Below are 21355 nucleotides of genomic sequence, written 5' to 3'. Positions count from 1 at the left end.
TGGCGCCCATGACCCACCCCGAGATTCCCCGCCGCAGCCGCGTGCTCGGCGCCGTCGTCCTCCTTTCAGGTGCCCTCCTGCTCACCGGCTGCGGCGGTTCGAGCGACTCCGACGGAAACGGCTCGACGGAGCAGGGCGTGGCCTCCCTGCAGAGCGATGCCCCGGTCGGCAAGGCGAGTGCGAGCGCCTCACCGCCGGCCGACGACGGCCGTCCCCAGCTGCGTCTCGACAGCTCGGAGGAGGAACGGGACCACTACTGGCACATCTACGCCACCTGTCTGAAGGACCACGGGCACAAGATGCTCCCAGTACGCGGCCCGGACTCCATCGACGACACGGACCAGAGCGCCACGGCCAAGGCCGCCGTCAAGGCCTGCGTCGGCAAACTGCCTCTGCAGCCACCCGAGATGGACCGCGCGACGAACCCGCACTACGACGACGACTTCCGGGCCTACGTGAAATGCCTGAACCGGAAAGGGCTCAAGGTCACCGCGCTGCCCGACAACTCGGGGTGGACGTACAACGGCAACTCCACGCTGACCGCCGCGCGGCAGAGCAAGGTCGAGAAGAGCTGCACCTTGGAGGCGTTCGGTGGCAAGGCGCAGTAGGGTCGCCGTCGCGCTCAGCACCCTGCTGGTCGTCGGCGCCACGGGCACCGGCGCGGTGGTGTGGAGCAGCACGCACTCGGGCCAGAACACCAAGACCGCGGCCCCCGTCCGGGTACGGACGGCCACGGTCGCCAGGACCGACCTCTCCGACAGCCGCACTCTGCCGGGCACGCTCGGCTTCGGCAGGTCACACGTCCTGAAGGGCACGGGCCAGGGCGTCGTCACCCAGGTGCCGAAGCCGGGCGCCCGCGCGGCCAGGGGCAAGCCCCTGTACCGGATCGACGACCGGCCCGTCCCCGTCTTCTTCGGTGACACGCCGTTCTTCCGCGCCCTGGCCAAGACAGGCGTGCGCGGCAACGACGTGAGCGTGCTCGCGGACAACCTCCGGGCACTCGGCTACGACACCGGACCCGCCGTCACCCCCAAAGGCCCCGGCGAAGGCGAGGAGTTCACCCCCGCCCTCGCCGCAGCGCTCAAGCGATGGCAGCACGACACCGAGCAGGACGCCACGGGCACCCTCGTCCCCGGCCGCGCCGTCGTCCTGCCCGGCCCGGTGCGTGTCGACACGGTCGAGGCACAATCCGGCGACGCGGCCGACGCCGTACTGCTCACCTACACCTCGGCCGGCAAATCCGTCACCGTGCCGGTGGAGGCCACCGACGTTGGGACCATCAAGGCCGGCGACAAGGCGGAGATCAGCCTGCCCGACGGCAGGACGATCCGCGGCACGGTCACGACGCTCGGACGTACCGTTCAGGGCGGCACGGCACAGGACTCCACGCAACAGACCGGACCGGCCACCATCGACGTGACCGTCGTCCCGGACCGGGCGACGGAAGTACGAAACCTGGACACGGCGGCGGTACAGGTCAGGTTCGACACGACCACCCGCAAGGGCGTCCTCGCCGTCCCCGTGAGTGCGCTTGTCGCCCTGCGAGAGGGCGGGTACGCCCTGCAACGCCCGGACGGCGCTCTGATCGCGGTGACGACGGGCATGTTCGCGGGCGGTCTGGTCGAGGTCAGCGGCAAGGGACTGACCGACGGCAGCAAGGTGGTGACGGCCTCGTGAGCACTCCTGCCACGGCTCCGGCTACCGCCACCCGCCCGTCGGAACCTGTCCTCGTCGTCGACAATGTCACCAAACGTCACCCCGGCGGCGTCACCGCACTGGACCGTGTGTCGCTCCGCGTCGACGAGGGCGAACTCGTCGCCATCGTCGGCCCGTCCGGATCCGGCAAGTCGACGTTGCTGCACATCATGGGGACCCTGGACCGGCCGACGACCGGCACCGTCCACATCGCCGGGCACGACGTGCACACCCTGGGCGACCGTCGCCTCTCCGCACTGCGGGCGCGTCTGCTGGGCTTCGTGTTCCAGCATTTCCACCTCACCGACGGGCTGGACGCCACGGAGAACGTCGCCACCGGCCTGCTGTACGCGGGTGTCCCCCGCCGCAGGCGACGGCCACTCGCGCGGGAGGCGCTGGCCAGGGTGGGCCTGGAGCACCGCCACGCGCACCTTCCCCAGCAGCTCTCCGGGGGCGAGCGCCAACGGGTCGCCATCGCCCGGGCCCTGGTCAACCGTCCCGCGTTGGTGCTGGCCGACGAGCCGACGGGTGCGCTGGACGCGGCCAACGGGGAGGCCGTCCTGGATCTGCTCGTCGAACTGAACGCACAGGGCACCACCATCGCCGTCATCACCCACGACCGCGACATCGCGGCCCATCTGCCTCGCCGGGTGGAACTGCGCGACGGCCGCATCACGACCGACGTACGCGAGGTGAGTGCCGCATGACCCGCACGGCGAGAGACCTCGGGCCGCGACCGATCCGGCTGGCGTTCACGGACATCGTCCGGCTCGGTCTGCTCGGCATCCGGACCCGGGGCCCGCGGGCCGCGCTGTCCGCGCTCGGTATCTCCATCGGCATCGCGACCCTCGTCGTCGTGACCGCCATACCCGCCTCCAGCCAGCAGGCCCTGATGAACGAGCTGTCCGCGCTCGGCACGAACATGCTGCGCGTCGTCCCGCAGACGGACAGCGATCCCCCGGTGGTCCTCCCCGCCGCCGCGGACGCCATGGCGGCCCGCATCGGCCCGGTGACCAGCGCGAGCGCCGTGGCCAACACCCATACCACCGTGCTGCGTTCCGACCGCGCCGACCCGGCCGACGCGTCCGGTATCAGCGTCCTGGCCGCTCGCACCGATCTGCTCGGGGCGGTCCACGGGACGGTCCGCTCAGGGACGTTCCTCTCCCCGACCACGGCACGGTTCCCGACCGTGGTCCTGGGCTTCCGCGCCGCTTCCCGCCTCGGCTTCGACCGAGTGCGCCCCGGCCAGGAGTCCACACAGATCTACATCGGCGGCCACTGGTTCACCGTCATCGGCATCCTTGACCCCTTGCCGCTCGCCCCCGACCTCGACACCGCCGTCCTGGTCGGCTGGGACGCGGCCGGCGACCAGCTCGGCTTCGACGGCCATCCCACCGTCGTCTACGTCACGGCCCGCGAGTCACAGATCGAGGCGGTGCGCGACGTGCTGCCCGCCACCGTCCATCCGCAGCTGCCGGGCCTGGTCCAGGTCAGCCGTCCGTCGGACGCCCTGGCCGCCAAGCGCGCCACCGAGCAGACGCTGTCGGTCCTCCTTCTCGGACTCGCGGGCGTAGCCCTCCTCGTCGGCGGCGTCGGCGTGGCCAACACCATGGTCGTCTCGGTGCTGGAACGACGCCGCGAGATCGGTCTGCGCCGGGCACTGGGTGCCAGTCGCGGTCAGATCAGGGGGCAGTTCCTGGCGGAGTCGGTGGCACTGTCCGCGCTGGGCGGCTGTGCCGGAACGGTTCTCGGAGCGGTGGTGACGGCGGGATACGCCGTCTCCCAGTCCTGGCCCGTGGTGTTCCCGCCGCTCGCACTCCTCGCCGGCGTGCTGGGAGCGGTCACCGTCGGCATGGCCGCTGGCCTGTACCCCGCCGTACGCGCCTCCGGGCTGCCTCCGACCGAGGCGTTGGCCGCCGTCTGAGGAGGCCCGGAGCGTCGGCATCGAGCCGGAAGCGGTTCCCCGGTCACCCGGGCCTGGCGGATGGGGGCGGAAGCCGGGAACCGAACCGGTGCCGGCATGGGACGCTCCGCGGGTGGCGGCGTTGTCGGCCGGGCCTGGGCATACGGCATCCGGCCCCCGACGGCGGACGGTGCGTCAGGGGGCCGGGGCCTCCGCGCGATCGGTTCGTCCCGGCCGACCGGATGTCACCTGCTGTGGTTCGTACCCCGGGAGGCACTCCAAGGCGATCGTCGTGCCGTCGTGCCGTCGTGCCGTCGTGCCGTCGTGCCGAGGTTGTCTGCTGTGCCTGTGGCCGACTCAGAGGCTGGGGTCGAGCAGGAGCTTGCCGGAGGTGCGCCGCGATTCGATGTCGGCGTGTGCCTGCTCGGCGGCGCCCAGCGCGTAGCGCTCGGTGATGTCGATGCGCAGCTTGCCCTCGCGGATCTTGTCGAACAGGTCTCCGGCATGCTCGAGCAGCAGCTCCCGGTTGTGAATGTGATCCGCGTACACCGCGTAGGTGACCCTGATGCTCTTGGGCAGGTCGAGCAGCCGCACCGTGGGGATCTCGCCGATCAGCGGGCCGTAGTAGACCAGCGTCCCGACCCGTCGCAGGGCCTCGATCGAGGGCCGGAACGTGGGGGCGCCGCCGCCGTCGAAGACCGCGTGCACTCCCTCGCCGCCGGTGAGGTCCTTGACCCGGTCCACGAAGTCACCGCCCGAGGAGACGAGGACCTCGTCCGCGCCCGCCGCCTTCGCGGTTCGGACCTTCTCCTCGCGGGAGACCAGGCCGATCACACGCGCGCCGCGCAGCTTGAGCAACTGGGTGACGATGCGTCCCACACCGCCGGCGGCGGAGTGCACAAGCGCGGTCTCGCCCTCGGCCAGGGGGGCGGACTCGGTGACGAAGTGGTGCGCGGTGAGTCCCTGCATCATCGTCGCGGCGGCGATGTCGCTGGGGATGTCGTCCGGGACGGGGACGACCTTGGCTGCGGGGACCGCGACTCTCTCCGCGTAGCTGCCGTAGACGGAGACCCAGGCCACCCGGTCGCCGATCGCGAAGCCGCTCACACCCTCTCCGATGCCGGTGACCCGGCCGGCGCCCTCGACCCCGGGGACGAAGGGCGGGTTGCCGGGCACTGCGAATCCGGCACGGGTGCCGGTGTCCATGAAGTTGATACCGGAGAAGTCGACGTCCACCACCAGTTCGCCCGGCCCTGGCTCGGGGTCGGGCCATTCCTTCAGCCGGAGCACTTCCGGTCCGCCCAGCTCTTCCACTACTACAGCGCGCATGGCGCACACCTCTTTCTGTCGCTAGGACCGCCGAATGACAGGCGAATGCATCGGAGAGACCTTGTTGTGCCGGGGTTGCGCGCGAAGGCGGCGGGCTCGCGCGGCGCCTTCGGCGGAGTGGTCCGCTCAGGCCTGCAGCAGGGTGGAGGCGTAGGCGGGGTTGGTGTAGTCGCGCCAGGCCGCGATCCTGCCGTCGCGGAGCTCGTAGACCGCCATGTTCATCACCGGGGCGAGCTTGCCGCCGTGCAGGGCGAGCCCGTGGATCTGCTCGGCGATGACGACGTCACCGTTCACCGCTTGGTGCACGGTCTCGAACTTGACCTGGCCGAAGTTCGCGAACACGCCCTTCCACAGGGCGATCACCGCGTCACGGCCCTCGACGGGCGAGTCGCCGTAGGCGGTGAAGACGACGTCGTCGGCCATGAACGGGGCGAGGGCGTCGGCGTCCTGGGTGTTGAAGGTGTTCACGAAGTCGCGGACCAGTGTGTCGTTGTCGGTGACAGCCATGATGAAGATCTCCATGTTCGGTAGATACGTGTGGTGGGTTGTCGTCGGCGCCGGGCCCCTGTCCATCAGGGTGGCGGTGTGACGAGCGCGAGCGCAGGTCGCTGTTGACGAGGTAGGAGTCCGGGTCCGATGCCCGGCACGGCCGCGACGGGCACCAGTGGCGCCGACGGGTCACGGCCACGGGTGTCGGCGCGCGGCCGCTCCGGGGCTCCGGGTGGTCAGCCGGCGATGACGGCGACCGCGGTCCGGCCACCGTCCACGTCGAGCACAGTGCCGTGCACGAACGCGGACTCGTCACTGCCCAGGTAGACGGCCGCCTGGCCGATGGCCTCCGGGGTGCCGGTGCTGCCGTGCGGGGTGCCCTTCATCATCGCCTCGGCGGGGTTCGGGCCGGTCTCGTCGGGGTCGGGAGTGAGGACCACGCCGGGCGAAATGGCGTTGACCCGGATCCCGCGGCCGGCGAACTCGGCGGACCAGGAGCGGGTCAGGGCCTCCAGCGCGCCCTTGGACGCGGTGTAGGCGACACCCAGGGGAAGGCCCTGCCGGACGGCCCAGGAGCCGAGGTTGATCACCGCACCGCCGCCCGCCTCCGTCATGTGGGGCGCGAGCTGGGCGGTGAGGAAGAACGGCGCCTTCACGTTGACCGCGAAGATGCGGTCGAAGGTCTCCTCGTCGGTGTCCAGGGTTCCGTTGGCCGGGAAGATGCCGGCGTTGTTGACCAGGATGTCGACCCGGCCACCGAGTGCGGTGAGGGCGGCGTCGGCAAGGGCCAGGGACGCGGCGGCCGAACCGTCGAGGGCGGCAGCGACGAAGTCGGCCCGGCCGCCGTCGGCACGGATCTTCGCCACGACCTCGGCACCTCGCTCGGCGTCACGGCCGGAGACGACGACATGTGCGCCCTCCCGGCCATAGGCGATCGCGACCCCGCGGCCGATGTTGCTGGTGGAACCAGTGATGAGTGCGGTCTTGCCCTGCAGGCGATTGCCCATGACGAGTCTCTCCTGACATTGGTGTACGGCCGCCGGGAACGGTCGGCCGCGCGAGGCTGAGGGGCTGCGGATGGGCAGCCCCGAGGGGTGACCGAGGCGGTGAAGGCTTACCTGACCGCCCGGTCATTTTCACTGTAGACCATAAGATGACCCAACGGTCACGTTATTCCGCGACACCCCAGGAACATGTCGCACCCACACTGGGGGAATATGACCAGGCGGTCAGGTTCAGCATACGCAAAGCTGACCGTGCGGTCACATTGGTGTACGGTTCCAGTGCGGAAAGGAGAGTGAGATGACGAACCCCACGGCGGACCGACCACTGCGCAGCGATGCCGTGCGCTCGCGGAAACTGTTGCGCGAAGCGGCCGCGGCGGCCTTCGCCGAAGAGGGGACCAACGTCTCCATCGCGCAGATCGCGGAACGGGCCGGGCTCGCGAAAGGCACCGTGTTCCGCCACTACGCGACGAAGGAGGACCTGGTCGCCGCCATCGTCTGCGAGAACACCGACACACTCGTCGACACCGGTGAGCGGCTCGAGCAGGCCGCTGACGCCGGCGAGGCGCTGCGCGACTTCATGACCGCGATCATCGAAGTCCAGGCCCGCGACCGCGCCTTCTGTGAGGTCGCCGCCGGTATCGTGCACGACCAGCCGGCCATTCGAGCCGGGACCGAGCGGCTCCAGGCGATCGCCGACGCACTGGCCGACCGGGCCCGCCGACAGGGTGCCATTCGCCCCGACATCACCGGTCGGGACATCATGCTGCTGGTCAGCGGCATCTATCAGACCGCCGCCCCCCTGCGGTCCTCGCATCCACAGCTGTGGCGGCGCTACCTCAGCCTGGCCTTCGACGGCATGCAGGCCCGTAACGCCGCCGACCTGCCGCCGTTCGACGCCGGCGACTGAAGAGCACGGCCCTGAGCGGACCGGACACGGCACGCGAGGAAGGCGATCCAGCGGCCACGTGTGAAGCCGTGGCTGCCGAGGGGGGTCGGCAGCCACGGCCGGCGCGATGGCATACATATTTCTCTCCGGCAGGCCACACCTGCTGTTGGAAGTGGACACACATATACCGAGTTACACTAACACGTATGAATAATGGAGATATGGTGTCCGGAGCAGCCGGCGCCTTTCAGGGGGCGGTCGAGGCACTCGCCGGCGCTCTTCCCAACGGCTTCGTCGAACTCGGCCCCGGCGGTGCTCTGCTGGCGTTCACCCGCTCGCAGATTCCCGCGCTGAACGGGATCGTGAGCACGGCTCCCACTCCCGACAAGGCGGAGATCGGCCTGCTCGGCGAGAAGGCCGCGGCACAGGCCCGGGGACTGCCCTGGAGCATCCGGCTGCGTGGCGAGCCGGATGCGGAGATCGTCGACCTCGCCGCCGCCCACGGGCTCACCACGCTCACACGGCAGCCCTTCATGCTGCTCCCGCTCGAAGGCGCCCGGCCCGTGCCGGAGTTCGATGCGATCACATCCGTACGACTGCTGCGGAACGCCGAGTACGAGACCTTCGCCACCGTCCTCGGCGCCGCGTTCGGCGCTCCGCCCGCGGTCATCACCAGCCTCTACACGCCGCTCGTGCTCGGCCGGCCGTTCGTCAGCGCGTACCTCGCCGAGGTGGACGGGGTGCCCGCCGCGGCGGGGCTGGCGATCCTCACCGAGCGGCATGTCGGGCTTGCCAACATCGGCACGTTGCCCGACTACCGGCGTCGCGGGCTCGGCCGGGCGGTCACGGAGACGATCCTGCGGGACGCACTGGCCGCCGGGGCGCACACGGCGTACCTCCACTCCACTGACGAGGCGGTGCCGCTCTTCGAGCGAGCCGGTTTCCGGACCGAGGAGTCCTGGGCTTCCTTCACGGCCTGACAGCCGGCGTATCGGCGTCCCGGCACGGCGAGTTCGCTCGCCGTGTGAGCGGCCTCGGCGGACGGGGTGATGATCTGCAGGGCGTCGGCGCGGAAAGGTTACGGCGGCCCTGCCGGCGGCCTCGGGCCGGCCCGTGTGCGGGAGTTCCGCCGCGGGCCGGGCCAGGATGGGTCATCGCAGCTTGCGGAAGGTCTCCCGGATGTCTCCCGTGAAGGCTTCGGCGTTCTCCCAGGCGACGAAGTGGCCGCCCTTCTCGTGCACCTTGATGTTGATCGGGTTGAGCCAGGCCCTGGTGGGACCGTTCTCGAAGGCGGCGACGCGCTCCTCGGCGGTGCGGACGTCCGGCGGATAGGCGTCGCCCAGCAGGTATGTGAGACCGGCCGGCGGCTCGATCTGCGGCTGCCGGTCGTGCTCGGGCTTCCACGGGTAGCGCACGCAGTTCTTGTACATGCGGATGGACGAGCCGATCGACCGGGTGACCCAGTAGGTGGTGGCCTGGGTGAGGATGAAGTCGCGGGGGAACACCTCGTCGAAGTCGCCCCAGCGGTCGCTCCACTTCTTCCACCGCGTCAGCAGCCAGGCGAGCGTCCCGACGGGCGAATCGTTCAGAGCGTGGGTGACGACCTGCGTCTCCAGCATGTGGGTGGCGACGTGGCCGGCTCGGGTCGCCTCGAAGTACAGCCAGTCCTCACGGAACCGCGGAGTGGCGTCCTCGGGGATCGTGAACCCCTCGGTCACATCCCAGTACTTGTCGGACTGGAAGAAGCCCGGGACGAGTTCCCCGCCGTAGTGCACACCGACCACGTGATCGGCGTACTTGTGACCCAGCTGGCTGGTGACCAGCGCGCCGTAGTCGGAGCCGATGGCGCCGTACTTCTCGAAGCCCAGGACCTCGGTCATGAGCTTGTGCATGATGTCGGCGATCTTCCAGTAGTTGAGGTCTCCCCTGCCGACCGGGGTGGACCAGGCGAAGCCGGGCAGCGACGGCACGACGAGGTCGAAGGCGTCGGCCGGGTCACCGCCGTGGGCGGCGGGGTCCGTCAAAGGCCCGATGAGCTTGCTGTTGAAGTCGGGTGTCCAGGGCCAGCCGTGGTGCAGGAGAACCGGCAGGCGGTTCGGTCCCTTGCCCCGCACATGGATGAAGTGCACGGGCGTGCCGTCGATCTCGACCCGGTGCTGGTTGTGGGAGTTCATCCGCTGTTCCTGGGCACGCCAGTCGAACCCGTCCGCCCAGTACTCCACCAGCGGCTTGATGTACTCCGTACTCAGACCGTAGTAACCGGTCTCGTTGTCGAGGTCCGCGTCGAAACGCGTCGCCCTCAAGCGGGTCCGCAGGTCGTCCAGGACCTCCTGCGGAACATCGATCGAGTACCGCTCCAGGGAACGGCCGTTGCCTTTGTCACTCATAAACCCGCTGCTCTCTCGTGATGGCGAACAAAACATCGGCGGAGCGGTGTACCAACTCGCCGGGGGCCCCGCCTCGGACGAGCGGCGAGGAGGAGACTGCAGTCCTTCGGCATCAGTGGGTTTATCCACCTTCCGATGCCTTACATACGTATTTCCGTATCGTCCATCACCCTGACGTCCGGTCACGGAGTTTCACAAGCCGCGGAGGATGTGACATGTTCCACACGTGTATTGGGCGTGCGTATGGCTCAGGACGCCCTGACCTCCGGCCTGTCGTGACACATGTGTGTTCATGGCCGTCTACCGTCTCGAAGACGGCCGGATCATCGAACGGCGGGACTACACCAAACCGCAGTACGCCCAGACCCTTCTGTGACGCGCGTTCAGCGAACGTGTGACCGTCGGATGACTGAAGACGATTGCTGGACCAGTCACACACACTGGTGAAAACCACTTCTCACGGAGGTCCAGGATGACCTATCGCTACGATCCAGAGATCGCCCCACTGGTCCCACATTTTCCCGATGTGGACTTCAGTGACGTGGCAGCCCTGCGCAAGGCGGAGGCCGCGATCATGGAGTTCGGGACGTACGTACCCCCCGTCGCCGTCGACACCCGTGACTTCACCGTGCCGGGCAGGCAGGGGGATCCCGAGGTCGAAGTACGTCTCTATCAGCCGGCCGACCGTGACGGGCTCCTGCCCGGCATCGTGTACATGCACGGCGGCGGATTCGTGATCGGCAGCATCGACGCCTTCGACACCGAGACGAGACGTATCGCGGCCGAAGTCGGCGCCGTGGTGCTCTCGGTGAATTACCGGCTCGCCCCCGAGCACCCCTTCCCGGCTGCTCTGAACGACTCGTACGCCGCCCTTACCTGGCTGGTCGAGCACTCGGACGAGCTGGAGGTGGACCCTGAGCGCGTCGCTATCGCCGGGGAGAGCGCCGGTGCGGGCCTGGCCGCCGCCGTCGCGCTGTACGCGCGTGATCATGGCGGTCCCGCCCTGCGCATGCAGTATCTGAGCATTCCGGCGCTGGACGACCGTATGGACACCTCTTCCATGAAGAGGTTCACGGACACTCCCGGATGGAAGCGGTCCAACGCCGAGGTGGCCTGGGACTTCTACCTCGGCGGCAAGGGCATCCGCGGCGGTGAGGGCGTCAGCCCGTACGCGGCGCCGGCGCGGGCCGAGAGCCTCGCGGGTCTGCCGCCCACCTTCATCCTTGCCGGTGAGTTCGATCCGCTGCGCGACGAGGATCTGGCCTTCGCCCAGCGGCTGATCGCGGACGGTGTGCAGACCGAGCTGCACTTCTACCCGGGCATCTGGCACGGTACGAGCCAGATGGCCCCGCAGGCCGAGGTGAGCCGGCGGATGGTCGCCGAACAGCTCGCGGTACTGCGTCGTGGCCTGCGCCCGGCGGGGGAAACCGCTCAGGCCTGACAGGCCGGGCCGGGCCGTCACCGGGGACAGGAAGAGGGACCGCACGGCACCGCCCGCTCGGCGACACGGGGCGGCCGGCGGGCGGTCAGCGGGGAGGGCCGGCTCAGCACTCCCCGCGCCCCGCCCCGATCCCGGCACGGCCCTCCATGCGCAGCAGGGTCGAGCCGTCCGGACGGTGGGGGACCAAGTGGCGTCCGGTGATGCGCCCCAGCGGCCATCGCGTCGAGGTATGTGCCACTCCCCCGAACTTGGGAGGGTCGTTTCCCGGAACCTGGAAGGGCCGTCCTCCAATCCTCTCAGACGTGTGAGAGGAACCCACGTCACGCCCGTATCTCCTGCCCCTGGAAGGAAACATGAAAGCAGTAGGTGTGTCACGCTTCGGAGGTCCCGAAGCGCTCGCCGTGTTCGACCTGCCGGAGCCCCACGCCGGTCCGGGCCAGGTGCGTGTACGTGTGCACGCGGCGACGGTCAACCCGGGCGACCGTTATCTGCGCAACGGCTTCGCCGATGTCAGCGCTGTGCGGCCTCCTTACGTCCTGGGCGCCGAGGCGGCCGGCGTCGTCGACGAGATCGGCCCGGGGACGGTCACCGGCCTGCGCGTCGGAGACCGGGTGATGGCGGTGGTCGTACCCAACGAGTCGACCGGCGGCGCCTACGCCCAGTACCTCGCGCTGCCCGCGCAGCGCGTCGCCCTCGCACCCGCGGGCAGCAGCCACAGTCAGGCGGCGACCCTGCCGATGAACGGGCTGACCGCCCGCCTCGCCCTGGACCTCGTCGGCCTCACGCCGGGACAGACAGTCGCGGTCACGGGCAGCGCCGGAGCGGTAGGCGGATACGTGGCGCAACTGGCCAAGGCCGAGGGCCTCACCGTCGTCGCGGTCGCCGCGCCGGCCGACGAGGAACTCGTCCGCGGCCTGGGCGCCGACCTGGTGGTGGGCTGGAGCGACGATGTCGGCCGCGGCATCCTCCAGGCCGTCCCCGGCGGCGTGCACGGTCTCGTGGACACGATCGGCGTCGATGCGGGGGCAGCCCTGGCCGTACGGGACAACGGATCGGTTTCCAGCACCGTGGGCGGCGTCCACTCCGCGAGCCTGCGGCAGCGTTCCATCCACAGCCACACGGCCGTGTTCACGAAGTATCTCGACGACGTGGCACACCTCGACCGGTTGCGCTCGCAGGTGGAGAAGGGGGAGTTGACCCTGCGGGTCGCCCGGACCCTGCCCGCGGAGGAGGCCGCCACCGCACACCGGCTGCTGGACACCCGCGGGATCCGGGGCCGGATGGTGCTGGAGTTCTGAGCGACGGCGGCCGACCGACGTGAGCGGCTCTCGCCCGACGCCGACCGGCACGGACGGTCGGGCGCACCATGCCGGGCGCCCGACGGTCCGTGCCGGTCGGGAACGGGTCAGGCCGCGCTGTCGCGCAGTTGCACGAGGCTGTCCTTGGTGAGGTGCCGCGGTTCGCTGTCGGGGTCGACGAGAACGACCGTGCAGGTAGCGGCGTGGGTGAGGGCGGTGGTGAAGCTGCCGTCCGTGAACTGGGCGACGTGGCCGCGCGGCGACCGGCCCACTGCTACGAGGCGGGCATGGACGTCCTCGGCGTGTCGGGCCAGGGCGCGGCCGGCGGCAGCGTGGTCGCCGACGCTGTTGAGGACCTGCCCGGTGGACGTGACGCCCTGCTCGGCGAGCCGGTCGAGATGGGCGACGACGGCGGCGCGCGCCTGCTCGTCGCTCTCGATCCACTCGGCCTGCTCCTCGATCACCACGATCCGCTGGACGTGCACGACCTCCAACGGGCTGCCGGTGTCCCGGGCCAGCCGCACCGCCGCGTCGACGGCGGCCTGGGCGCCCGCGTGGTCGGCCACGGCGACGACGACCGGCGCGGTGCCGGCCACGGCGGGATCGCCGACCTGCGTGAACGTCGGCATGACGGGCTCGCCGCCGCCGGCGCCGACCTCGGCCCTGTGCAGCAGCCCGTGACCGCTGGCGAGCACCGGAATGGCCAGGACAAACGTCGCGGCGCCGACGTAGAACGGCACGCTCAGGTCGGTCGCGTCGGCGATCTTCCCGGCGGCGTACGGGGCGAGGCCACCGCCGATGAAGCGCACGAAGCCGTACGCGGACGAGGCGACCGGGCGCTCGACGGGGGACACGAGCATGACGGCCTGGGTGGTGAGGGTGTTGTTGATCCCGAGGAACACGCCGCTGACGACGACCGCGCCGATCACCGTCGTCGGCCTGTCTACGCCCGCGCCGATCACCGCCATCACGACGCCCATGCCGAGCAGGTTGGCGTAGAGCACGGGGGCCGTGCCGAAGCGGGCCTGAAGGCGCGGGGCGAAGAACACGCTGAACGCGGCCACGAGCAGGCCCCAGCCGGTGAAGACCAGGCCGAGTTCGTGGGCGCTCAACTGCATGGGGTAGGGGGCGTAGCCGAGCATGGTGAAGAAGCCCCAGTTGTACAGCAGGGCCATGATTCCCATGGTCAGCAGACCGCGGTGGCGCAGTGCTTTCAGCGGGTCGAGCGGTGAGGTGCGCTGTTTCGGTTTGGGCAGACTGGGGACGAACAGGACGGTGGCGGCCAGGGCGATCGCCATGAGGACGGCCACGCCGAAGAACGGGCCGCGCCAGCTGATGCCGCCCAGCTCACCGCCGAGCAGCGGGCCGACGGCGATCCCCAGGCCGAGCGCGGCCTCGTAGAGGATGATCGCGCCGCCGAAACCGCCGCTCGCGGAGGCCACGATGACGGCCAGCGAGGTAGCGATGAACAGCGCGTTGCCCAGACCCCAGCCGGCCCGGAAGCCGACGATGCCGTTGATCGAGCCGGACGTGCCGGCCAGGGCCGAGAAGACGACGATGACCGCCAGGCCTATGACGAGGGTGCGCTTGGCGCCGAAGCGGCTGGAGAACCAGCCGACGAACAGCATCGCCACCGCCGTCACGATCAGGTAGCTGCTGAACAGCAGGGAGACCTGGCTCGGTGTGGCGTGGAGGTTCTCGGCCAGGGCAGGCAGGATCGGGTCGACCAGGCCGATGCCCATGAACGAGATCACGCAGGCGAACGCCACGGCCCAGACGGCCTTGGGCTGCCTGAACGGGCCGGCAGCCCTTCCATGTGGTGCAGTCATGTGCGTTTGTCTCCAACGTTGCAGGACGGTTGAGGAGGACAGGTGTGAACGCGGGGAGGGGTCAGGTGTGGGCCTGGCCGATGAGACAGGTGCAGCGCGTGTGCCCGCTCCGCGTGCCGCTGCCGGAACACACGGCTGGGAGACCGCCGCGGACCGTGCGAGGTCGGTCAGACGGTGCGCCCTCCCGAATCGGACCACCTGCTCCACCGCGGTGATCAGGTCTCGACCGGGACATCGGTATCCATAACCCGCCTACATTTAAGTCCATTATGCATATATGTGTAACATGAATCAAACACCTGTCATCGCCGCAGGCGACAGCCGACAGGTCCTGTCGATATAGACACGTATGTAAGACATGGAGAGACCCATGACGTCTGCAGAGAGCCGTGCCCGCCAATCAGTGGCCGTGATCGGCGCGGGAGCGGTAGGAGGTGTGTTCGCGTGGGCCATGCACAAGGCCGGACACGACGTCTCGATATGTGTGAGGACCCCGTTCGACGAGCTGGTGATACAGACGTCCGGCGGCGAGGAGCGCGTGCCCGTGCGCGTGGTCACCGATCTCCACGATGTGAAGCCGGTGGACTGGGTCCTGCTGGCGGTGAAGTCCTTCGACACAGTCGGCACCGCGCGCTGGCTTGCCGCGCTGTGCGACCAGGACACCACCGTCGTCGTGCTGCAGAACGGCGTCGACCAGGCCGACGGCGTACACGGCCTGGCTCCCGGAACGACCGTCATGCCGTCACTGGTGTACATCCAGGCCGAGCGGCAGGCACCGGGGCGGGTCCGTCTCGGCTACGGCAACAGCATCGAGGTCCCGGCCGGGCCCGAGGCCGAACGACTGGTGTGGCTGTTCCGCGGCAGCGGGATGGAGGTACGTCAGCAGACGGATCTGACCACGGCCGCCTGGCGCAAACTCATGCTCAACGCTGCGGTGAACCCTCTGACGGCTCTCACCCTGCGCCGTATGGAAGTGATGCAGGACTCCATGATTCTCGAGCTCGCCGCGGGCCTCATGCGCGAGACGCTCGAGGTGGCCGTCGCGGTCGGGGCCGAACTCACCGAGGCCGACGTGGAGCAGACGCTGGCGTTCATGTGCGAGTTCAGCGAGGGAAACGGTACGTCGATGCTGTACGACCGGCTCGCGGGCTACGCGCTGGAGTGGGAAGCGCTCAACGGGGCCGTGGTCAGGCACGCCGAGGTCCACGGGATCGACGTCCCCCTGAACCGTGCCATGACGGCCTTGCTCCACGCCCTGAGCCCCCGGAGCAGGACGGCCGACGGTGGTACCCAGGTACGCGCCTGCGCGTGAAAGCCCGTTCCCGGGCGCCGACTTGGTGCTTGCACCCAAGTCGGCGCCGAGCGGGCCGCACTTGGCGTCGCTTCTCACGCCGTCCGAAACCCGTTGGCCCCTTCTCCGCTACGGGCGGTCGGCCTGCCGGCCGCTGATGAGCGTGGTGAGCCCGGCGAAACAGTCGGCCACGACCCCGGGGACGATCTTGCAGTCGAGGAGCAGGACGCCTTCGGCTCCCTGGGACTGCCAGTCGCGGACCACGGCGAGGTCGTCCACGCAGCGCACGGTTGCGCTCCGGGCGCCGAGTGCGCGGGCCGTTGCGGCGAAGTCGGTGTCGCCGAACAGCATGGAGCCGGGGTCGGCACCGCGGTCGCCGAACAGGACGACCTCCATGCCGTAGCCGCCGTCGTCGTAGATCACCACGAGCACCGAGCGTCCGGTCCGCACCAGGGTCTCCAGTTCGGGCAGGCCCATGAGCGCTCCGCCGTCGCCCAGGGCGACCACGGTCGTCCGGTCCGGTCGGCCCACGGCCGCGCCGACCGCGCCCGCGAAGCCGAGGCCGATGCTCTGGAAGGCGGCCCCGGTGAAGACGTAGCCGGCCGGGTCGGGCACCGACCAGTACATGGCCGGCCAGCCCACGAAGTGGCCGCCGTCGGTGACGAGCGTGCGTGCCTCGGGCAGCATCCCGGCCAGGCCGAGGGTCAGCGTGCGCGGATCGATCCGGCCGTCCGTGCGCGCCTCCTCGAAGCTCTCCTGGTCCCAGCCCAGATTCGTGATCCGGTCGGTGACTTCGCCGCGCCAGGTGGACCGGGAAAAGCCGCTCACCCGGACGCCGTCGAGCAGAGCCGCGGCCACGTCCGTGGCGTCGCCGGTGACGAGGAGGTCGACGCGGTCGGTGGTCGGGGCAGCTGCGGTGTCCACCTGCACGAGCACCGCCTCGGGGGCGAGCAGCCCGCCATCGGCCAGCGTCCACTGGTCGAGGCTCGCCCCGAAGGCGAGCACCACGTCGGCCTGGCCGATCAGCTCCGCGGCGCGCGGCGAGGCGAATCCGCCGCACACACCCAGCGACCAGGGATTGCCGGCGAAGAGGCCGCCGGCCATGGCGCTGGTCGCGTAGAGCGCGCCGAGCCGGTCTCCCAGTTCGGTGACGACCTTGGCGGCTCCCGAGCGCCAGGCGCCCAGCCCGCCCAGGACGAGGGGCCGTTTCGCGATGGCCAGTGCGTCCAGCGCCGCGGCCGTCCCGGTGGCGTCCGCCGCCTTCCGGCGGGGTCGCTCCGGCAGTCGCTCGGCCGGCACTTCCTCGGTGACCTGGGCCGTGACCTGGGCCGTGATCAGGTCTTGCGGCAGGCACAGCGCCACCGGTCGCTGCTCGTCGCGTGCGCGACGCAGTGCCCGCAGGGTGTCGGTGCGCGCCGTGGCGAGGTCGGTCAGCCGCACCACGGGTACGCCGAGGGAGTCCAGGAAGGCGTTCTGATCGATGTCGATCCTGCGCGGCCCCGTCGAGGGCACATCGCCGCACAACAGCAGCACACCACTGCGGTGTTTGACCGCGTCGGCCAGGCCCGTGGCGGTGTTGGTGAGTCCTGGACCACTGCCCGTGGTGCACACGGCGACCTCACCGGTGGTCCGGTAGTAGGCGTCCGCCATGGTGGCCGCTCCGCCTTCGTGACGTGCGGACAGGTACCGCACCCCGTGGCCGGTGAGACCGGCGACGGCGAGCACGTTGCCGTTGGCCACGACGCCGAACGCGTGCCGGACGCCTTCCTCGGCGAGTGTCTGTCCGATCACCTCGGCCAGAGTCGTCGCCTCGCCCCCGTCCTGCCGGCTCGGCCCGCTGTTGTGCCGGACGGTCGCCATCGCGGGGGCCGCGGTGTCGTGAGGTGGCGTTTCGGTGCCGCCGGTTGCCATTTCGTCCTTGGGGGAACGCTGCATTGCCACCTTCCCGTTCACATGAGTTGTGTTCACACCGAACACGTGTCGAGCGCCGGGAGAAGTTCACGTTTGCTATGGGAAGGTGAGGTCTAGGTGTGTGCAGTGGACTCCAGGTGAGAAGCACACCTTGCGCGGCGGGCCTGGACTGTTCCGCGCAGGACGTGGGTGTCGCTGTCTGCGCGAGAGGGGTACCTCTGCCGTCCTCGACTCCAGGGGCACACAGGACTGGCCGTCCATGCCGAAAGCGACTGTGCTCGGACGGTGCTGCCTGCTCGTGCGACGACGCGGGCCGCCGGCCGGGGTAGGGGCTACGGCGGAGGCATGGCCGTACGTCGCATCCCAGAGATGGACTGAAAGGTCCAAAGAAGTGGGATGATGGTGAGATGAACAAGGGAATGACCGCCAAGGGCAGAGCCACCCGACAGCGCATCATCGTCGCCGCCGCGATGCTGACCAGGGACAAGGGAGCCGCGGATACGACCCTCGACGACGTGCGGGCAGCCACGGCCACCAGCAAGAGCCAGCTGTTCCACTACTTCCCCGAGGGCAGGTCCGACATCCTCACGGCCGTGGCCGAGTACGAGGCAGGGCAGGTCCTCGAGGCGCAGCAGCCGCATCTCGGCGATCTCTCCACGTGGGAGTCCTGGCAGGGGTGGCGGCAGGCGGTGCTCGACCACTACACGGAACTGGGACAGAAGTGCCCCCTCGGCAGCCTCACCACCGAACTGGGCAAGTCCTCACCCCAGGCCCGCTCGATCGTCAGCTCCCTCTACGACGAGTGGGAGGCGGCTCTCGTGCGCGGCGTGGAGGCGGTCACGCCCGACGGGGAGGAAGCCGTGCGGCGACGCGCGCGGAGCATCCTGGCGGCCGTACAGGGGGGCGTCGTGATGCTCCAGGGGACGGGGCGCACGGAGTATCTCGACGCGGCCCTCACAGCGGCGATCAGTCCGCTGCGGCCCGTGACCGTGAGCGCCGCGTAGGCCCGAACGCAAGATTGGACTTGACGGTCCTGTTTTAACGAGGCAAGATTGGACTATGTCATCCAATCTTGCCTTGGGGCGTTCCCCTTGCCCCGCACCAGCGAGGCCTGCGCCCCTTCCGCGCGGAAGGGGCGCAGGCCTCGCTGGTGCTTCTTTCGGTCGCCTCGGTCTCGTACACCATGGTCCAGTCCGTGGTGAATCCCCGGTCTGGAAGCGCTGCGCGATCACGTCCACACGAGCCGGCTGGGAGTGGGATGGGCACTCACCGGCCTCCTGCTCCCGAGCTCCTTACACCCGTTCTGGGGCGAGTCGGTGACCAGGTCGGCAAGCGCCACGTACTCGTTGGCGGAGCATTCGGCGTACGTGTACTGCCCGTCGCCGCCGCCGTAGGACTCACCTCGTGTCTGCTGATACCCACCGGCCACCGGGGGAAGAAGGAGCAACAGGACATGCACATCGGCGCGGACCGGACTACGGGACGCGCCGCTCCGATACTCCGCTCCTGAGACAGCGGGCGAAGCTCAATCCGACCTCACATGTGTCAACGCAGTCATATGACTGACGTGCGGGCAAGACACATCTGTTAGGCAATAGATACACCTCGGCGAAGGAGGGCGGATACATGACCGCCGCGACACATACCGACCTCGACCAGATCCGCGAACTGAGGGCCCGCTACGTCCGGTACGCCGACACCAGGCAGTGGGAGAAGATGGTGGGAGTCTTCACCGACGACGCCGTCATGCGATTCCGCAACGTCGACGGCACACTCGCCAACGAAGTCACCGCCGCCGACTTCGCGAAGACCATCGGCGACCGTGTCGGGGCCGGCCAGCCCATCCACCACCTGTTCACGCACGAGGTCACCTTCACCTCGGACACAACTGCTCAAGGTGTGTGGGCCATGGAGGACCGGATCTACCACGACCGCGAGACCCATCCCGAGGCCCCTTTCTCCTTCCTGCACGGCTTCGGCCACTACCACGACACCTATCGCAAGGTCGACGGCGAGTGGCGCATCTCCGACTGCGAGCTCACCCGGCTGCGACTGAAGATCGTTCCCTGACCCGACCCTGTCCCGGCCACGCCTCATCACCCGAGAGGGATTCCCCCATGTCCAGCAAGCCCTTCCCACTGACCCCCACCACCATCCACGTGCCCGACGAGGTGCTCGTCGACCTCAAGGAGCGTCTGCAGCGCACCCGTTACGCCGTGGACGCCGGCAATCGCGACTGGTACTACGGCGTGGACGGCCAGTACCTGAAAGAACTGATCGACTACTGGATCGACGGTTACGACTGGCGCAAGGCAGAAGCCGGGCTCAACCAGTACGAGCAATACCAGGTCGAAGTCGACGGCGCGCCCATCCACTTCATGCGCAGGGCCGGTGTCGGCCCCAGTCCCAAGCCGATGCTGCTCCTTCATGGCTGGCCCTGGACCGTCGCGATGTCCACCAAGGTCATCGACAAACTCGCCGATCCAGGTGCCCACGGCGGAGACCCGGCCGAGGCGTTCGACGTCATCGTCCCCTCGACGCCCGGCTTCGGCTGGTCCACACCCCTGCCCGACAACCCGGACATGAACTTCTGGAAGGCCGCCGACCTGTTCCACAAGCTGATGACGGAAGTCCTCGGCTATGAGAAGTACGCAGCCACCGGCTCCGACCTCGGTTCCATGGTGACCGCTCAACTCGGCCACAAGTACTACGAGTCCCTGTACGCCATCCACGTCGGCTCACCGATCCCGCTGAACATGTTCAACGGCGACCGGGCCTGGGACCTCACCGGCGGCAAGACGATCCCCGAGGGCACACCCGAGGACATCCGCGCCGGGATCCTCTCCGTCCACAAGCGCTTCGTCGCCCACGTCGCCGTGCATGTCCTCGACTCCAGCACCCTCGGCCACGCGTTGAGCGACTCCCCGGCCGGCATGCTGGCCTGGATCCTCGAACGGTGGACGAACTGGAGCGACAACGACGGCAACGTCGAGAACGTCTTCAGCAAGGACGACCTCCTCACCAACGCGACGATCTACTGGGCCACCAACTCGATCAGCACGTCGATGCGGATGTACGCCAACGCCAACCGCTACCCGTGGACCCCGTCCCACGACCTCACCCCGCCCGTTCAGGCACCCACCGGCATCACGCTGGTCGGCTACGAGAACCCACCCGGCGTGACCACCGAGAACCGGGTCCAGGACTTCCTGGGCAGCCCCCGCGCACCCTGGTTCAACCACGTCAACGTCACCGCACACCCGGGCGGAGGCCACTTCGTGTTCTGGGAAGTACCCGACGCGTGGGTCGATGACGTGCGCCGTACCTTCCGTGGGCGCACCGACTGACGGGCACGCCGCCCGAAAGCCCCCGAGGGCGGGCCCGGCCGCGGAGCCGATCAGCGGATGCTGGAAGGGCAGTCGCCGGGACGGGGCGCCGAGCGCGACCAACCGGTCGCGCTCGGCGGGTTCGAGGACGTCTACAACGGGTCGGCCGGCTGCGGCGGCCTCCAACAGGGTGGGGTCGCTGTCCCCGAGCGCCGCGGCAGGAGCAACTCCCGGCTCGGGCCCGGCAGATCGCCCACGCGTGCGTCGGAAGTTTTTTGAGGGCACTCGCCGAGGGGCAGGACGGCTGGGAGCGCCGTCGCCGCTGTGTGCTGTTCGCGCTCCAGCGCGGCGGGGGGTTCCACCAGCGCGAGCGGGTTGCCGTGCACCTAGTAGGGCTTGGTCAGGTGCGTATTGGTGTGGGTATGTCGTGGTGGCAGGTGGGGCAGGCACCGGTCCAGAGGGCGAGGAGTGTCTGCAGCTCGCGGACGACCTGGTAGAGGCTCAGGCCGGCGCCGCGTCTTTTGGGGCCCGGGCCAGTCGTTGCAGGGTGCAGAAGGCGTGCG

General features: G+C 69.4%; 18 protein-coding genes. 12 read left to right on the top strand and 6 right to left on the bottom strand.

Translation table 11 applies throughout. From position 1 onward, the window contains the following. Window positions 1-8 precede the first annotated feature (8 nt). The 4 genes from ACTWQR_RS17045 to ACTWQR_RS17030 are packed head-to-tail and all read left to right on the top strand — an operon-like array spanning window position 9 to window position 3619. Window positions 9-608, top strand: coding sequence for a hypothetical protein (locus ACTWQR_RS17045; RefSeq protein ID WP_443227922.1), 600 nt, complete (start codon window positions 9-11; stop codon window positions 606-608). After that, a complete protein-coding gene (locus ACTWQR_RS17040) occupies window positions 592-1677 on the top strand; it encodes a hypothetical protein (protein WP_443227921.1) in 1086 nt (361 codons plus the stop codon). Before ACTWQR_RS17045 ends, ACTWQR_RS17040 begins: the two co-directional genes overlap by 17 nt. Continuing rightward, complete coding sequence (locus ACTWQR_RS17035; RefSeq protein WP_443227920.1) at window positions 1674-2402, top strand: ABC transporter ATP-binding protein; 729 nt, start codon at window positions 1674-1676, stop codon at window positions 2400-2402. The genes ACTWQR_RS17040 and ACTWQR_RS17035 overlap by 4 nt, the downstream gene beginning before the upstream one ends. Beyond that, on the top strand, window positions 2399-3619 hold the full coding sequence (locus ACTWQR_RS17030) for an ABC transporter permease (RefSeq protein ID WP_443227919.1): 1221 nt from the start codon (window positions 2399-2401) through the stop codon (window positions 3617-3619). Before ACTWQR_RS17035 ends, ACTWQR_RS17030 begins: the two co-directional genes overlap by 4 nt. A 336-nt stretch (window positions 3620-3955) precedes the next feature. Here the strand turns inward: ACTWQR_RS17030 and ACTWQR_RS17025 are convergent, their stop codons facing one another. The 3 genes from ACTWQR_RS17025 to ACTWQR_RS17015 all read right to left on the bottom strand — a co-directional run bounded on the left by ACTWQR_RS17025 (window position 3956) and on the right by ACTWQR_RS17015 (window position 6423). After that, window positions 3956-4927, bottom strand: coding sequence for a quinone oxidoreductase family protein (locus tag ACTWQR_RS17025; RefSeq protein ID WP_443227918.1), 972 nt, complete (start codon window positions 4925-4927; stop codon window positions 3956-3958). A 126-nt stretch (window positions 4928-5053) separates the two neighbouring features. Beyond that, on the bottom strand, window positions 5054-5449 hold the full coding sequence (locus ACTWQR_RS17020) for a nuclear transport factor 2 family protein (protein ID WP_443227917.1): 396 nt from the start codon (window positions 5447-5449) through the stop codon (window positions 5054-5056). Between the two features lie 203 nt (window positions 5450-5652). Beyond that, on the bottom strand, window positions 5653-6423 hold the full coding sequence (locus tag ACTWQR_RS17015; RefSeq protein ID WP_443227916.1) for an SDR family NAD(P)-dependent oxidoreductase: 771 nt from the start codon (window positions 6421-6423) through the stop codon (window positions 5653-5655). 295 nt (window positions 6424-6718) lie between these two features. Between ACTWQR_RS17015 and ACTWQR_RS17010 the strand changes: the two genes are divergently transcribed. Then, the gene (locus tag ACTWQR_RS17010) at window positions 6719-7330 is read left to right on the top strand and encodes a TetR/AcrR family transcriptional regulator (RefSeq protein WP_443227915.1); all 612 of its coding nucleotides are present in this window, start codon (window positions 6719-6721) and stop codon (window positions 7328-7330) included. 185 nt (window positions 7331-7515) lie between these two features. Continuing rightward, on the top strand, window positions 7516-8289 hold the full coding sequence (locus ACTWQR_RS17005; RefSeq protein WP_443227914.1) for a GNAT family N-acetyltransferase: 774 nt from the start codon (window positions 7516-7518) through the stop codon (window positions 8287-8289). A gap of 171 nt (window positions 8290-8460) precedes the next feature. On the opposite strand, the gene ACTWQR_RS17000 is transcribed toward ACTWQR_RS17005, so the two are convergent. Beyond that, the gene (locus ACTWQR_RS17000) at window positions 8461-9696 is read right to left on the bottom strand and encodes an epoxide hydrolase family protein (RefSeq protein ID WP_443227913.1); all 1236 of its coding nucleotides are present in this window, start codon (window positions 9694-9696) and stop codon (window positions 8461-8463) included. A 472-nt stretch (window positions 9697-10168) separates the two neighbouring features. Between ACTWQR_RS17000 and ACTWQR_RS16995 the strand changes: the two genes are divergently transcribed. Beyond that, window positions 10169-11137, top strand: coding sequence for an alpha/beta hydrolase (locus ACTWQR_RS16995; RefSeq protein ID WP_443227912.1), 969 nt, complete (start codon window positions 10169-10171; stop codon window positions 11135-11137). Between the two features lie 353 nt (window positions 11138-11490). After that, window positions 11491-12435 carry an NADP-dependent oxidoreductase gene (locus ACTWQR_RS16990; protein ID WP_443227911.1) on the top strand — a complete coding sequence of 315 codons (945 nt, stop codon included), beginning with the start codon at window positions 11491-11493 and terminating at the stop codon, window positions 12433-12435. A 107-nt stretch (window positions 12436-12542) separates the two neighbouring features. On the opposite strand, the gene ACTWQR_RS16985 is transcribed toward ACTWQR_RS16990, so the two are convergent. Next, window positions 12543-14264: an MFS transporter gene (locus tag ACTWQR_RS16985; protein ID WP_443227910.1), complete on the bottom strand. Its 1722-nt coding sequence runs from the start codon at window positions 14262-14264 to the stop codon at window positions 12543-12545. A gap of 370 nt (window positions 14265-14634) precedes the next feature. Between ACTWQR_RS16985 and ACTWQR_RS16980 the strand changes: the two genes are divergently transcribed. Next, on the top strand, window positions 14635-15576 hold the full coding sequence (locus tag ACTWQR_RS16980; protein ID WP_443227909.1) for a 2-dehydropantoate 2-reductase: 942 nt from the start codon (window positions 14635-14637) through the stop codon (window positions 15574-15576). Between the two features lie 108 nt (window positions 15577-15684). On the opposite strand, the gene ACTWQR_RS16975 is transcribed toward ACTWQR_RS16980, so the two are convergent. Further along, window positions 15685-17490, bottom strand: coding sequence for a thiamine pyrophosphate-binding protein (locus ACTWQR_RS16975; protein WP_443227908.1), 1806 nt, complete (start codon window positions 17488-17490; stop codon window positions 15685-15687). A gap of 383 nt (window positions 17491-17873) precedes the next feature. Here ACTWQR_RS16975 and ACTWQR_RS16970 point away from each other — a divergent pair, with 383 nt between their 5' ends. From ACTWQR_RS16970 to ACTWQR_RS16960, 3 genes are all read left to right on the top strand, one after another. Further along, window positions 17874-18470, top strand: coding sequence for a TetR/AcrR family transcriptional regulator (locus ACTWQR_RS16970; RefSeq protein ID WP_443227907.1), 597 nt, complete (start codon window positions 17874-17876; stop codon window positions 18468-18470). A 622-nt stretch (window positions 18471-19092) separates the two neighbouring features. Next, window positions 19093-19536, top strand: coding sequence for a nuclear transport factor 2 family protein (locus ACTWQR_RS16965; RefSeq protein WP_443227906.1), 444 nt, complete (start codon window positions 19093-19095; stop codon window positions 19534-19536). Window positions 19537-19583: 47 nt separating this feature from the next. Then, window positions 19584-20813 carry an epoxide hydrolase gene (locus ACTWQR_RS16960; protein WP_443227905.1) on the top strand — a complete coding sequence of 410 codons (1230 nt, stop codon included), beginning with the start codon at window positions 19584-19586 and terminating at the stop codon, window positions 20811-20813. Window positions 20814-21355 lie beyond the last annotated feature (542 nt).

Origin of the sequence: Streptomyces sp. 2A115, assembly GCF_052245575.1 — a bacterium.
In the GTDB taxonomy this organism is placed as follows: Bacteria; Actinomycetota; Actinomycetes; order Streptomycetales; family Streptomycetaceae; genus Streptomyces.
Note: the sequence above shows the minus strand (reverse complement) of the source record. Positions and strands in the feature narration are given on the sequence as shown.

Excerpts from the sequence above, each read along its gene's own strand:
- ACTWQR_RS17020 (WP_443227917.1), bottom strand. The coding sequence starts at position 5,449 with ATGGAGATCTTCATCATGGCTGTCACCGACAACGACACACTGGTCCGC.
- ACTWQR_RS16965 (WP_443227906.1), top strand. The coding sequence starts at position 19,093 with ATGACCGCCGCGACACATACCGACCTCGACCAGATCCGCGAACTGAGG.
- ACTWQR_RS16960 (WP_443227905.1), top strand. The coding sequence starts at position 19,584 with ATGTCCAGCAAGCCCTTCCCACTGACCCCCACCACCATCCACGTGCCC.
- ACTWQR_RS16995 (WP_443227912.1), top strand. The coding sequence starts at position 10,169 with ATGACCTATCGCTACGATCCAGAGATCGCCCCACTGGTCCCACATTTT.
- ACTWQR_RS16990 (WP_443227911.1), top strand. The coding sequence starts at position 11,491 with ATGAAAGCAGTAGGTGTGTCACGCTTCGGAGGTCCCGAAGCGCTCGCC.
- ACTWQR_RS17030 (WP_443227919.1), top strand. The coding sequence starts at position 2,399 with ATGACCCGCACGGCGAGAGACCTCGGGCCGCGACCGATCCGGCTGGCG.
- ACTWQR_RS16970 (WP_443227907.1), top strand. The coding sequence starts at position 17,874 with ATGAACAAGGGAATGACCGCCAAGGGCAGAGCCACCCGACAGCGCATC.
- ACTWQR_RS17005 (WP_443227914.1), top strand. The coding sequence starts at position 7,516 with ATGAATAATGGAGATATGGTGTCCGGAGCAGCCGGCGCCTTTCAGGGG.
- ACTWQR_RS17000 (WP_443227913.1), bottom strand. The coding sequence starts at position 9,696 with ATGAGTGACAAAGGCAACGGCCGTTCCCTGGAGCGGTACTCGATCGAT.
- ACTWQR_RS17045 (WP_443227922.1), top strand. The coding sequence starts at position 9 with ATGACCCACCCCGAGATTCCCCGCCGCAGCCGCGTGCTCGGCGCCGTC.
- ACTWQR_RS17025 (WP_443227918.1), bottom strand. The coding sequence starts at position 4,927 with ATGCGCGCTGTAGTAGTGGAAGAGCTGGGCGGACCGGAAGTGCTCCGG.
- ACTWQR_RS16985 (WP_443227910.1), bottom strand. The coding sequence starts at position 14,264 with ATGACTGCACCACATGGAAGGGCTGCCGGCCCGTTCAGGCAGCCCAAG.
- ACTWQR_RS17015 (WP_443227916.1), bottom strand. The coding sequence starts at position 6,423 with ATGGGCAATCGCCTGCAGGGCAAGACCGCACTCATCACTGGTTCCACC.
- ACTWQR_RS16975 (WP_443227908.1), bottom strand. The coding sequence starts at position 17,490 with ATGCAGCGTTCCCCCAAGGACGAAATGGCAACCGGCGGCACCGAAACG.
- ACTWQR_RS17010 (WP_443227915.1), top strand. The coding sequence starts at position 6,719 with ATGACGAACCCCACGGCGGACCGACCACTGCGCAGCGATGCCGTGCGC.
- ACTWQR_RS16980 (WP_443227909.1), top strand. The coding sequence starts at position 14,635 with ATGACGTCTGCAGAGAGCCGTGCCCGCCAATCAGTGGCCGTGATCGGC.